At 57.6% G+C, this 12,962-nt stretch carries 13 protein-coding genes; 8 read left to right on the forward strand and 5 right to left on the reverse strand.

The features are described 5' to 3' along the window. The first annotated feature begins 203 nt into the window (after positions 1-203). From RUESEDTHA_RS00425 to RUESEDTHA_RS00435, 3 genes are all read left to right on the forward strand, one after another. Positions 204-1,640 carry a Do family serine endopeptidase gene (locus RUESEDTHA_RS00425; RefSeq protein WP_180883517.1) on the forward strand — a complete coding sequence of 479 codons (1,437 nt, stop codon included), beginning with the start codon at positions 204-206 and terminating at the stop codon, positions 1,638-1,640. A gap of 183 nt (positions 1,641-1,823) precedes the next feature. Continuing rightward, entirely contained in the window at positions 1,824-2,504 is a 681-nt protein-coding gene (locus RUESEDTHA_RS00430; RefSeq protein WP_171121197.1) for a response regulator transcription factor, read from the forward strand. Positions 2,505-2,553: 49 nt separating this feature from the next. Next, positions 2,554-3,864: a HAMP domain-containing sensor histidine kinase gene (locus RUESEDTHA_RS00435; protein WP_255431568.1), complete on the forward strand. Its 1,311-nt coding sequence runs from the start codon at positions 2,554-2,556 to the stop codon at positions 3,862-3,864. On the opposite strand, the gene RUESEDTHA_RS00440 is transcribed toward RUESEDTHA_RS00435, so the two are convergent. From RUESEDTHA_RS00440 to RUESEDTHA_RS00450, 3 genes are read right to left on the reverse strand one after another with little or no spacing between them, the layout of a single operon-like run. Continuing rightward, positions 3,845-4,312 carry a CYTH domain-containing protein gene (locus tag RUESEDTHA_RS00440; protein WP_180883519.1) on the reverse strand — a complete coding sequence of 156 codons (468 nt, stop codon included), beginning with the start codon at positions 4,310-4,312 and terminating at the stop codon, positions 3,845-3,847. The genes RUESEDTHA_RS00435 and RUESEDTHA_RS00440 overlap by 20 nt on opposite strands. Continuing rightward, positions 4,309-5,064, reverse strand: a complete 756-nt coding sequence (locus RUESEDTHA_RS00445) for a ParA family protein (RefSeq protein WP_180883520.1) — start codon at positions 5,062-5,064, stop codon at positions 4,309-4,311. The genes RUESEDTHA_RS00440 and RUESEDTHA_RS00445 overlap by 4 nt, the downstream gene beginning before the upstream one ends. Positions 5,065-5,067: 3 nt before the next feature. Then, entirely contained in the window at positions 5,068-6,420 is a 1,353-nt protein-coding gene (locus RUESEDTHA_RS00450; protein ID WP_180883521.1) for a CHAD domain-containing protein, read from the reverse strand. Positions 6,421-6,907: 487 nt separating this feature from the next. Here RUESEDTHA_RS00450 and RUESEDTHA_RS00455 point away from each other — a divergent pair, with 487 nt between their 5' ends. Then, positions 6,908-7,255, forward strand: a complete 348-nt coding sequence (locus RUESEDTHA_RS00455; protein WP_171210652.1) for a TfoX/Sxy family protein — start codon at positions 6,908-6,910, stop codon at positions 7,253-7,255. 54 nt (positions 7,256-7,309) lie between these two features. Here the strand turns inward: RUESEDTHA_RS00455 and ndk are convergent, their stop codons facing one another. Together ndk and RUESEDTHA_RS00465 are read right to left on the reverse strand one after the other, a co-directional pair. Then, positions 7,310-7,732, reverse strand: coding sequence for a nucleoside-diphosphate kinase (gene ndk, locus RUESEDTHA_RS00460; RefSeq protein ID WP_170352964.1), 423 nt, complete (start codon positions 7,730-7,732; stop codon positions 7,310-7,312). A 99-nt stretch (positions 7,733-7,831) separates the two neighbouring features. Next, positions 7,832-9,034, reverse strand: a complete 1,203-nt coding sequence (locus tag RUESEDTHA_RS00465) for a multidrug effflux MFS transporter (protein WP_180883522.1) — start codon at positions 9,032-9,034, stop codon at positions 7,832-7,834. 109 nt (positions 9,035-9,143) lie between these two features. On the opposite strand from RUESEDTHA_RS00465, the gene RUESEDTHA_RS00470 reads away from it, so the two are divergent. From RUESEDTHA_RS00470 to RUESEDTHA_RS00485, 4 genes are read left to right on the forward strand one after another with little or no spacing between them, the layout of a single operon-like run. Next, positions 9,144-10,997 carry an ABC-F family ATP-binding cassette domain-containing protein gene (locus tag RUESEDTHA_RS00470; RefSeq protein ID WP_180883523.1) on the forward strand — a complete coding sequence of 618 codons (1,854 nt, stop codon included), beginning with the start codon at positions 9,144-9,146 and terminating at the stop codon, positions 10,995-10,997. After that, positions 10,994-11,614: a MarC family protein gene (locus RUESEDTHA_RS00475; RefSeq protein WP_171121189.1), complete on the forward strand. Its 621-nt coding sequence runs from the start codon at positions 10,994-10,996 to the stop codon at positions 11,612-11,614. Before RUESEDTHA_RS00470 ends, RUESEDTHA_RS00475 begins: the two co-directional genes overlap by 4 nt. 41 nt (positions 11,615-11,655) lie before the next feature. After that, a complete protein-coding gene (locus RUESEDTHA_RS00480; RefSeq protein ID WP_180883524.1) occupies positions 11,656-12,237 on the forward strand; it encodes a TIGR02281 family clan AA aspartic protease in 582 nt (193 codons plus the stop codon). Between the two features lie 48 nt (positions 12,238-12,285). Further along, entirely contained in the window at positions 12,286-12,906 is a 621-nt protein-coding gene (locus tag RUESEDTHA_RS00485; protein ID WP_180883525.1) for an ImuA family protein, read from the forward strand. Positions 12,907-12,962: the final 56 nt, after the last annotated feature.

Genomic DNA, 12,962 nt, shown 5'->3' on the forward strand with positions numbered 1-12,962 from the left:
CGCGTGTGCGTCAACAATCCAGTGATTCGAGCCGTTGATTCGCCGGGGCGCACGAGGTCGTGCTGCCCAACCCGCGTATAGGACGGGCCCAATGTGGCGAAATTAAGATTTCTTAATCTTTCAAACAGGAAACACAAAGACTGATACGTCATCTGCTGATTTAACGCGCGGCCGCAACCGCGTGATACAAACAGGAGACCAATATGAGCATCCGTAAATCCTCTCTTCTTACGCCACGCACGTCCAATTGGATGGGCGTCACCGCGCTGAGCGCCGCTCTGCTTGCGACGACCGCCCTGCCTTCGAAAGCGGACGAAGCCCTGGCCGATCTGGTTGAGAGCGTGTCACCATCCGTCGTGACGATCATCGCGGAACAGGACGCCACCGCGGTTCCGGCCAGAGGACAGGACTTTGATTTTGAAAGCCACCCGTTCGGCGAATTTTTCAAGCGGTTTGGTACGCCAGAAGGGTTCAACGCCCCGCAACGCGGCCCGGCACAAGGTCTCGGTTCGGGCTTTGTTCTGGATGAGGCAGGATACATTGTCACCAATCACCACGTTGTCGACAACGCGTCCAATGTCACCGTACGCCTAAACGACGATCGCACCTTTGACGCCGAGGTTGTCGGGACCGACCCCCTGACGGACATCGCTGTTCTGAAGATCGACGCGGGTGAGTCCCTGCAAGCCGTTGAATTGGGCGACAGCGACGTGATCCGCGTGGGCGAAGACGTTGTTGCAATCGGCAATCCCTTCGGCCTGAGTTCGACCGTGACAACGGGTATCGTTTCGGCCAAGGGTCGTAACATTTCTCAAGGACCGTATGCTGAGTTCATCCAGACCGATGCGGCCATTAACAAGGGCAACTCAGGTGGACCGCTGTTCAACATGGAAGGCGAAGTTGTCGGCGTGAACTCGGCGATTTATTCACCCAGCGGCGGGTCTGTCGGCCTGGGCTTTGCGGTGACCTCAAACATCGTGGAACATATCGCAGCCGACCTGCGTGATGACGGTCAGGTCAGCCGTGGCTGGTTGGGTGTTTCGATCCAGAATGTCAGCCCTGAAATTGCCGCAGCAATGGGAATTGATGCCTCAAAAGGTGCGCTGGTTTCCGAAGTGGTCGATGGAAGCCCGGCCCAGGGGATTCTGGAACAGGGCGATGTCATTCTGACCTTCAACGATGAAACCGTCGACTCCAGCAGCGACCTGCCCTTGTTGGTCGGCACGACGAAGGTGGGGACTGACAGCACCTTGACAGTTCTGCGCGATGGCAAGGAACAACAGCTTGAGCTAACCATCGGCCAACACCAAAGCGCCTCGGCAGACATCGACAAGTCCGTTGATGAAACCATCTCGGGGACCGCATTGGGTGTTACCGTCGCTCCGCTGACCGATACGACCCGCGCCGAGATGGGAGTGGGTGAAAACGTCAACGGCGTCGTCGTGACCGATCTTTCGCCCGAAAGCCCAGCGGCCAAGGCTGGTCTGCAGCGTGGCGATGTGATCGTGAAACTCGGCGGGCAGGAAACCGTTTCGCCAGATGCACTCAAGGCCGCGCTTGACAGCGAAAAGACCGATCCTGCGCTGGTTTTGATCAATCGCGGCGGCAACCAGATCTTCGTCGCGGTGGAAATCGCCTGATCAGACACCCGCGCGCGCCACGTGATGGGGAATATCTGGCGTGCGCCTCCCTGGCGGATTGAATTGTCCGCTATCCGCCGGGACTGCCGGGTGCGCAACGACGCACCCGGCACGTTCTTTCCCTAAAACCAGTGCTTTACCCGAAATTTTGTGTTTATATACCGGTAGAAAGGAGTTCGGACCATGAGCCGTCGCCTGCTGATCGTTGAAGACGATGAAGACACCCGCGAGTTCATCGCCAAAGGGTTTGGCGAAGAAGGCTACGTGGTCGAACAGGCCGCTGATGGCCGTGAAGGTCTGTATCATGCCACAGACGGTGGATTTGACGCCATTGTGCTGGACCGGATGCTGCCGGGGCTGGACGGGTTGTCGCTGATCCGATCCCTTAGGGCCGCGGGTTTGAAGACCCCCGTCCTGATGCTCACAGCGATGAGCGCAGTTGATGAGCGGGTCAAAGGGTTGCGTTCGGGCGCGGACGACTACCTTGTAAAACCGTTCTCTTTCCAAGAGCTACACGCGCGGATCGAAGCGTTGTTGCGGCGCCCCCAAGAGGCCGAAGAAAACGCGACCTTGACATGCCGCGACCTTGAGATGGACCTGCTGACCCGTAAGGTCACACGCGACGGGCACGAGGTTTCGCTGACCCCGCGCGAGTTCCAGATCCTAGAGTATTTTCTGCGTAGAAAGAACCGCGTGGTGTCGCGCACGATGCTGCTTGAAGGTGTTTGGGATTACCATTTCGACCCGAATACGAACGTGGTTGACGTCCATATCTCAAAACTGCGCCGTCAGTTGGATGAAGGTGGCGGACCGCCTTTGATTGAAACCGTCCGGGGTGCCGGCTACATGATCTCTGATGGATAACCTTCAACTTTCCTTCAATAATTCCCGAACGAGATTGGTTTTCGCCAGCATGGTCCTCAGCACCTTGCTGACCGCGACGGTGCTGGCTTTGGTCTATGTCACGGCGAACCGCAGTATCGAAGGTGAAACACGATCGGTTGTATCCGCCGAACTGACCGGGTTGGCCGATGAATACGAAAGGCGCGGCCTTATCGGTCTGTTGACGGCCATCGAACGCCGCTTGCCCTCAGCGTCCGAGAGGGATGCACTGTACCTGTTAACCGATCGCTTCGGCGCGAAACTTGCAGGTAACCTCAAACAATGGCCTGCGGACGTCACCGCCGGCAGCGGATGGGTCGATCTTGAGCTTCGGCGCGCCGACAATGATGAACTGGTCCCCATTTCCGCCGCCTCGATCCGCTTACCGGGTGGTGAACGTCTGCTGGTCGGACGGGACGCCCTGGCGCGGCAGCAGTTTGACAGAGTTCTGTTACGCTCGGTTGGCATAGCACTGGCGATTGCCCTTGCGCTCAGTGTCTTAACAGGGTGGTTGTTTACACGACTGGTGTTCTCTCGCCTGTCAGACATAGCCAGCACCGCCGAGAATATCGTGTCCGGAGACTTGTCCCGGCGTATGCCCCTACGCGGGACAGGTGATGAGTTTGATCAGGTGGCCCGCACGCTCAACACCATGCTGGACAAAAACGAGGAACTGATCAGCAACCTGCGCACGACCTCAAACTCGATCGCACACGACCTCAGATCCCCTCTGTCGCGCCTGCGCCAGAGAATTGAAACCCTGTCCGACCCAAGCAAAACTGATCTGGACCGCGAGATTGATGTGGCACGAGCCACAGCGGAAATTGATCATGTTCTCAGGGTGTTGGGTCAGCTTACTGACATCTCGCGCGCCGAGGCCGGTGTGGGACGCGAGCAATTTGAAACCGTCGACCTGCAACAACTCGTTGGCGATGTTGTTGAACTTTATGAACCCGTGGCCTCGGATCAAGGTGTTCAGATCACCGTCAATGGAACGGTAACCCCAATTCAAGGTCACCGCCCTTTGCTGTCGCAGGCCCTGTCAAACCTGCTGGAAAATGCATTGCGCTATGCACCTGAAGATACATCCATCGACATAACAATTTCCGAGGATGGCCCGTTCACCTGCATGAGCGTCCGCGATCACGGCCCCGGCGTTCCAACCGAAGAGTTACACCGCCTTCAGGTGCCTTTTGTCACGCTTGATCCCGCACGTACCGAGAGAAACGCGGGGCTTGGGCTGGCACTGGTTGCCGCGATCTCGCACATGCATGGCGGTGCTTTCATGGCCTCAAACAGCAACCCCGGCCTGCAAGCGACCATCAAGCTGGGACGCCATTAGTCGCCATTGTCTTGTTCTTGTACCGGTTGTCCGACGTCACGTCCGCGCCGAACCAATCCGGGGGCGTAAAGGCAAGCGCCTCGGCCTCGGTCGAAAACTCGACCTCGACAAGTTGCAGCGGGGCTAGGTCCCCTTGAAACACATCCAGTTCAAACACACGCCCATCCGAGAGCACGCCGGTATGGCGCTCTTTCTCGACCCGGCGTCCTGCGGTTTCAGGCCAAAAGGTTTCGAACTGCTCGGCTGAAATTTCCGTCTCACGCTCGACCCGAACCATTGCGCCACCGCCCTTGAGGGTCAGGTAGTACCGATCGTTCTTTTGCCTAAGGCGCAACTCGGCCGAGTCGTTGGGCGATGTCAGATAGCCTTGTCGCACGATGGCCTTGTCCGCGCGGCTTAAGTCCGGCAGGTCAGCCACAAGGAATTTGCGTTCGATTTCGGTAGTCATTTGTCTGAAACCACTCCGTTTTCCAGCTCATCATAAAGCGCGCGATATGCGGCACTGGCCGCGCTGCGTCCCGCATAGACGCTGACGGGTGCCCTATTTTGCCCCATCCGCTCGATATCCGCCGCAAACGGGACCGACGCCTGCAAGAACCGCTTTCGATACAGCTTTCGCATCACCATCATCGTTTCCACATGCAACGTCTTTCGGCGTTGGACCATCGAAAAGAAGGCCCGCAGCTTTTTCTTTGGCAGTCCTTTCTGATCAAAGAAATTCACCAGTTGATCAAAGGTCCTTTCGGACAGTGTCGTCGGTATGACGGGTACAACAATCTGGTCTGCGGCTTTGAATATGTTCTCGGACAAAGTCGAAAAATTTGGCGGACAGTCCAGAATGATCACGTCATAATCGCTGCCTGCCGCGACCAGAGCTTTCTTCAACCGCGATCTCTTGTTGCGCATCCGAGACAGAAACACATCAAAGTCGCGAAAGGTCATATTCGCCGGCAGAACGTCCAGCCCTTCGAAATCACTGGCACGGATAGATTTGGTAAAGCGTTCTACATCCTCGAAGAACCGGGCATCCGTTAGCTTCTTCGAAGGTTTGACGCGCAGATAAAACCCCGACGCCCCTTGCGGATCCAGATCACACAGAAGAACCGTATTCCCAGCCTTCGCATAGGCATATGCCAGATTGACTGCTGTCGCAGTTTTTCCAACGCCGCCCTTGTTGCTGTAACAGGCTATGATCTTCAATCCCTAGTCCTCCTTGTGGTGAAACAGACTGCGAAACAGGTGTCGGATGTTCGGGCTGTCGAAATGCTGAAAATTGGCAATGACGCGGGCGCGCTCTGATTTCTGCCGCTGATACAGCATGGTAACTAACCCGCCGACAGACATGGCAAGTTGAGCGTTTGCACGTTTTTGAGAGTTACTTTGCCGTGCAACAAATTCCAAAAGCGCCTCTTGCTGGACCGAGCAGTCATTAAACAATCCAAGGTTATCTTGCAGCTTTTTCAACGGCTTGATGATTGTTTTGAAATCCCCTGCGTCGAACAAAGGCCCAAAGAACTCCATCAAATATCGCAGCTTCTTGCAGTCGATCCGCAAGTCATGAACCAATTCGTCCGGGGTCTCGGGGGTGATCTGCCGCGCCAGTTTGCAAACCTTTCGGTAACGTTTCCAAATCAGGGCGCAAGCATACCCATAGGCCCCCCGACTTGCGTTGGGCCCGGGCGCAAGGCTTCCAACATCTGAAAAGAGTACGGTCAGATCATTCAACTGACGATCATATTCAGCAGATTTGAACCGTCGCGAAAGAGTGCCGAGGGCTTGCAAACGCTCTTTTTCAAACTGCGCGAACATGGCCTCGGCGCCTAAGTGAAGTTCGGAAGGTAATATTTTGAAATATTTATCTTTATCCAGCAAATATACATCAAGATCACGAACCCGTCCCGTCGGGGCCATCAACTCTGAGAACGTATGTTTCAGCGCAATCGTCTGCTCAGTTGAAAACACACCTTTGAACAGGCTTAACACCGACCTGACACGACGCAGGGATACGCGGTAATCATGCAGATATTCGGTGTCGATATCTGCAATTACGCCTGCCTCATTCTGGCGTGCGACGGCTATGAAAGTTCTAATGATGTCCGTTGCCACCTCGATGGACGGCTCTTCCTTGCCCAATGCGATACCCGGTTTTGCGCGGTACGGAACCGCGTCAGGAAAGAGCGTCCCGAACAAAGCGTCTGCTCCGTTCGTCTTCGCGGCCAGCCCTTTCAGCTTTGTGCAAACGGCGCTGAATGCACTATCGTATCCTTTCAGCCGTTGAACGGACACGATACTTATTTTGTCAGCTTCTGAGTCCAAGGCATACACTCGTCCACGGACCTGAGTTTTTTGCAAGCCATCCAGAACCGAAAACTCGTGAACTCGGAGCGTTCCCGTTCCAATGCTGGTCAACGCGCGCAATTTGGGAAAGCCCTGCAAAGCCGACTTTACAGCCCCGTCTGGAAGATCTTGAACAAACGCGCCGTTCCCCCGGGCGTTCTGCGCAAATACCGCACCACTGAATTGAAAAAGCAGCAGCGACCCAGGTGTTTCAACCAAGGCATCTCCGGACATCCTGATTGACTGATCAAAGCAGTCCAGTATCTGAAATTTCTGAGCTGCCTTTGCGGGCTTAACCCGAAAGCAAAGCTTCTTTAGCGGCTTCGTAAGCAAAGAAGGCTCAAACGCGCCATGAACAACGAACAAAGCGTCCGCCCTTGTCATAGCGTGCGTTCCTTCCGGGGCGCTGCAAGGTGCTCGCTCACAAGGACTTCCACGAAGTTCTGCGCGCTTTCACCTTCTTCAATCGCGCAAAGCTTGAGGGGGTTCCCATCCCGCAGCAGAGATTTATTCTTTTTGCATTGGTTTCGTTCTCTGCGGATTCCTTGTTCTTGGACATCGGCACCTCGCTTGACAGGACGATGTCATGCAATCGCATACGTCCATCAAAAGCAAGCCTGCCAAACCCCACCTGATCTGGCTGACCTTACATGCGGGGCCGGAACAAGTGGATGACAGCAGCAACTAGCCTCGCTAAGACGCATGTATGACTGACCCGGTTTCATCCATCCGCAACCTTGGCCCCGCATTTGAACAGGCCTGCGCGCGTGCGGGCATACACTCGGCTCAGGACCTGCGCGAGATGGGCGCGGATGCTGCGTATACCAAGTTGCTGCAGTCCGGATCACGCCCGCATTTCATTGGCTATTACGTGCTGGTTATGGGGCTGCAGGGTCGTCCTTGGAACGATTGCAAAGGTGATGAGAAAAAAGCGCTGCGCAAACGGTTTGACGCAATCAAGGCCAGTGTTGGAACGGCGCCCGAGGCGCAAATGATTTCCGACCTTGATGCGATCGGCGTGCGGGTGTCACCGGACGATTTGAAACCCGCATAGAAAAAGCCGCCCTCAAGTTCTGAGGACGGCTTTTAAAGTTGTTCCGGCGACGATTTAGCCGACCAGTTCGATACCCGAGAAGAAGTAAGCAATCTCAACCGCTGCAGTTTCAGGTGCGTCCGAACCGTGGACCGAGTTTTCGCCAACCGATTCAGCGAACTCGGCGCGGATGGTGCCAGCGGCCGCGTCTGCGGGGTTGGTTGCGCCCATGACTTCGCGGTTCTTTGCAATGGCGCCTTCGCCTTCCAGAACCTGAACAACGACCGGAGCCGATGACATGAATTCACACAGTTCGTCATAGAACGGACGCTCGGCGTGGACTTCGTAGAACTTGCCAGCTTGTTCCTTGGTCATGTGAATGCGCTTTTGCGCGACGATGCGCAGGCCCGCGTCTTCGAACTTGGCGTTAATCTTGCCAGTCAGGTTGCGGCGGGTTGCATCGGGTTTGATGATCGAGAATGTGCGTTCCAGTGCCATGTCGGCCTCTCCTTCGTGTTTGGCGCGCTGCGCCGAAATCCATCGCGCGCCGCCTAGCACGGTATTTGACCCAAGAAAAGCGTTATGATGACCTGACCGTCAGATCGCGTCGGGCAACGGCTCTACACGGTCGACCCAGCGCACGTACAAAATGGCCAACAGCCCTGCAAAACTGCACGCGCTCATCATGCCCAGCACCAGGTACGGACCGTTTTCGGGGCTAACCAGCGCCCCGGTCATTGACGTCAGAACCGCCCCTAAAGCGACAATCATCGCGCCAGATAAGCCCGCCGCGCTGCCCGCCAGTTTCGGCCGAACCGACATTACTCCGGCTGATGCATTTGCGTTGGTCAAACCGTTTCCAAAGCCAACACAAATCGCCGATCCAAAGAAGACCCAGACAGACCCCAAGTCTGCCAAAAATAACAGCAGTCCGCAGAATGGACCGGTCGATGCCACGACCCGCCCGATCAGGATCATCGTCGTTAGACGTGTTCGGGCCGCGATCCGCCCGGTGATGAAATTCCCCACCATGAACCCGCCAGTGATAATACCAATACCCAGCCCCAACGACGCCGGGCTAAGGTCGAACCAAGCGGCGGCCACAAGGGGCGCTCCGGTGATAAAGGTAAAGAACCCGCCGATCGAAAATGCCGCGCACAAGGCGTATCCCCAGAATCGGCGGGCTCGGAACAGATGTGGGTATTCGCGCAGTTGGGCCGCAAACGTTGCCGATGGCGTGCTGTTCGTCTCGCCCATATCCAGCCAAAGCAGCGCAAACATCCCTGCCCCCAGCATGGTGTATAATATGAATCCGGCCCGCCATCCGAACAGCATATCCAAAGCGCCACCCATCATCGGACCCAGCATCGGCGCCAAGGCCATAGCCATGGCGACGTATCCCAGTTTGCTGGCAGCTTCATTCGGGGCGTATCTGTCACGGATCGACGCGCTTGATAAAACCGGCCCGGCCACCACTGCCGCCTGTAGCAATCGAAAACCCAGAAAGACCCAGATCGACTCCGCCAGCACGCACCCCAGCGAGGCGATTGTGAATATCCCCAACCCGATCAACATTATGGGCCTGCGCCCGAACCGGTCGGACAACGGGCCCACGATAAGTTGCAATATCGCTGAAACCGCCAGGTAGCCTGCGACCGAGAAGTTAACCAGCGCGTAGTCGACCTGAAAATCCCCGGCCATCTGTGCCAGTGACGGTAGGAACATGTTTAGCGACAGCACCGACAGCGCCGTCGCAAAGATCAAGGTGACCAAGGAAGGGGGCGTCTGGGCCGCTCGCATGGGTCAAGAAACCGTCTGAAATCCAATCGGACCAGCGCTATCACATCGGACCCAGAAAGAACATGCCAAGCCGCTGGCGGCGGCAACACGGCTCTGCTAAGAGCGGCTCATGTTACGGATCGAAGACATCAACTATGCCGTCGAAGGCCGCCCCCTGTTCGATGGGGCCAGTGCGACCATTCCCGATGGGCACAAGGTGGGCCTTGTGGGGCGGAACGGCACCGGCAAGACCACCCTGTTCCGCCTGATCCGGGGGGAGTTGGCACTGGAATCGGGCAATATCGCACTGCCGAAACGCGCGCGGATCGGTGGCGTGGCGCAAGAGGTGCCCTCGTCCGATATCTCGCTGATCAACACCGTTCTGGCCGCCGATACCGAACGCAGCAGCCTGATGGCCGAGGCAGACAGCGCCGAGGACCCCGCCCGAATTGCCGAGATCCAAACTCGTCTGGCCGATATCGACGCATGGTCGGCCGAGGCGCGCGCGGCTTCGATCCTCAAAGGTCTGGGGTTCGATGACGAGGATCAACTGAAACCCTGCTCGGATTTCTCGGGCGGCTGGCGGATGCGCGTGGCGCTAGCGGCGGTGCTGTTTTCACAGCCCGATCTGTTGCTCCTGGACGAACCGACCAACTATCTGGACCTTGAAGGTGCGCTGTGGCTGGAAAGCTATCTGGCCAAATACCCGCATACGGTCATCATCATCAGCCACGACCGCGGGCTGCTGAACCGTGCAGTGGGGTCGATCCTGCATCTGGAAGACCGCAAGCTGACCTATTACGCGGTGCCTTACGACAAATTCGCCGAACGCCGCGCCGAACGTCTGGCACAGGCGGAATCGGAAAACGCCAAGGCAAAGGCGCGTATTGCCCATCTGCAAAGCTATGTGGATCGCTTTCGGTATAAGGCATCCAAGGCTGTTCAGGCCCAGTCGCGTCTGAAGATGATCGAACGCATCCAGCTTGTTTCCACCCCGCAGGAGGCCGCCTTGCGCGCGTTCTCCTTCCCCGAGCCAGAAGAACTGTCGCCCCCGATCATCCATCTTGAAGGCGGGATCACAGGCTATGGCGACACCGAGGTACTGCGCCGCCTGAATCTGCGCATTGATCAGGATGATCGCCTCGCCCTGCTGGGTAAGAACGGTCAGGGAAAATCGACGCTGTCCAAGCTGCTGTCGGACCGCCTGCCCCTGATGGCGGGCAAAATGACCCGCAGTTCCAAGCTGCGCATCGGCTATTTCGCACAGCATCAGGTGGATGAGCTGTATGTGGACGAAACCCCTCTGGACCATCTGCGCCGTCTGCGCCCGGATGAGGCACCGGGCAAGTGGCGATCTCGTCTGGCCGGGTTTGGACTGAATGCCGATCAGGCAGAAACACAAGTCGGTCGTCTGTCAGGCGGTCAGAAAGCGCGGCTATCGCTGCTGATCGCGACGATCGACGCGCCGCATATGCTGATTCTGGATGAACCGACTAACCACTTGGATATCGAAAGCCGCGAGGCGCTGGTCGAGGCGCTGACCGCCTATTCCGGCGCGGTGGTTCTGGTCAGTCACGACATGCACCTTCTGTCACTGGTGGCGGATCGGTTGTGGCTGGTCTCGGACGGGACGGTCAAGCCGTTCGACGGTGATCTTGAGGCATATCGTGCCATGCTGCTGGCCCGTGACAAACCGGTGAAGGAAAAGCCCGCAATCGCCAAGCCCAAACGCCCGTCACGTGACACGATGCTGGCCCTGCGTGCCGATCTGCGAAAATGCGAGGACCGGATTGAAAAGCTGACAGACATGCATGAAAAGCTGTCCGCGAAACTGGCAGACCCGGCGTTGTATGAAGATGACCGGATCAGCGATCTGGAATCGTGGAACCGCAAATTCGCCGAGGTGGTCGAAGCCATGCAAAAAGCCGAAGCGTTGTGGGTCGCAGCCGCCGAACGCCTGGAACAAGCAGAGAGCGCGGCATGATTGATCTGGCCTTTTTCGTCACCGCATTCACGACCCTGTTCGTGGTCATTGACCCGTTCGGCACCACGCCCATCTTCGTGGCGCTGACGCAGGACATGGACGCTGCAACCCGTCGCAAAACTGCGATCCGCAGTTGCCTAACCGCCGTCTGCATCCTGATTGCCTTCGCCGCCTTTGGCGAGGCCGTGCTGGGCTTTGTCGGTATCTCAATGCCCGCCTTCCGCGTGGCAGGCGGCGCGCTGCTGTTCCTGACCGCACTCGACATGCTGTTTGACCGCCGCACCAAACGGCGCGAGGACCGGGCCGAAGAGGAAGAACACCCCGACCCGTCTGTCTTTCCACTGGCCATTCCTCTGATCGCTGGGCCGGGGTCGATTGCAACGATCATTCTGCTGGCCGGTCAACACCCCGGCGTTCTGGGAATTGTCGAGGCTTGCGTGGTCATGCTGGCCGTTATGGCCGTGGTATTCGCCTTTTTTCTGTCTGGAGGCGTTATCGCGCGCATTCTGGGTAAGACCGGCCTGAACGTCCTGACCCGCCTTCTTGGCATGTTGCTGGCCGCCCTGTCCGTTCAGTTCATTCTGGACGGCCTCAAAGCCTTTGGATTTGCGTCCTGACTCCCCATATATCACTCAAGCGCATGGTTTATGGTGAAAGTATGGATGGCGACAGCATCGCACGCATAGCGTATCTGGGACTGCTTGGCGCGGCTGTTGTGGCCTGGTTTATCTCGCAGAACAGGCAGACGCTGAACAAAACGCTGCAACAGGCGATGGCCTGGGTGTTCATCTTTGTCGGCGTGATTGCCGTTGTGGGTCTGTGGGAAGACATTCGCACGACCGTCGGCCCTGCCCCACAGATGACTGTAACGGGCGAAACGATCGAGGTGCCGCGCGCCCATGACGGTCACTATTATCTGCCCGTCGTGGTGAACGGAGAGCCGATTACCTTCCTTGTCGACACCGGTGCCAGTCAGATTGTACTGAGCGCACAGGACGCCACCCGCGTTGGTATTGATCCCGATCAGTTGAACTATTTCGGCCGCGCGGCTACCGCGAACGGTGAGGTCCGGACAGCACCCGTTCGGCTTGAAACCTTTACGGTTGGTCCGATCACCGACCAGAATGTCTCGGCCTGGATCAATGAGGGTGAACTGCACAAGTCCCTTCTGGGGATGGACTACCTGCACAGGTTCTCGAACATTCAGTTTGCCGACGGTCGAATGATTTTGTCCCGCTGAGGGCATTTCCAAATTGAGAACAAAGTGAGAACATGCTAGATTGAAAGCATGTCTACTCATCTTCTTGGCCGCAAACCCGCGCGTGAAGCGCCGGGCATAAATCTTGATCCGCAAATCACCCTGCAACTGGGTCGCGTGCACGAAGCCTGCGGTCCCGCCCGGCGCAGCTTTGCCATGTGGCTGGCGGGTCAGGCGCAGGGGCCGGTGCTGTGGATTTCCCCCGCGTGGGAGCCCGGTCAGCTAAACCCCGACGGGATGATGCCCTTTGCGGATCCGGCCCGGTTCATCTTTGTCCACCCCACCCGTGCCGAAGACGTTCTGTGGTGCCTTGAAGAGGCGCTGCGCAGCGGGGCCATTCCGCTGGTGATTGGTGACCTGCCCGGTGCGCCCGGCCTGACACCCGTGCGCCGGATGCATCTGGCCGCCGAACAGGGCGGCGCGATGGGGCGGGCTCCGCTGGGGTTGCTGCTGACCCCCGGCGATGGGGGTGCGCAAGGCGTCGAAACGCGCTGGCACATGGCGGCTGCACATAAGGGCGAAGCCCGCCGCTGGACCCTGACCCGCAGCCGTGCCCGCGCCCTGCCCCCGGTCAGTTGGCACGCCACTCAGACCAAACCGCGCGTGGGGCTGAACCTGCGCCAGATAAAAACCAAAGACGCCCGCGTGTGACACTGGCGGAAGATCACGCAAGATGTGACTAGCCAAAACCAAACCTGCGCCCTAGC

Origin of the sequence: Ruegeria sp. THAF57 (assembly GCF_903914075.1) — a bacterium.
Classification (GTDB): Bacteria; Pseudomonadota; Alphaproteobacteria; order Rhodobacterales; family Rhodobacteraceae; genus Ruegeria.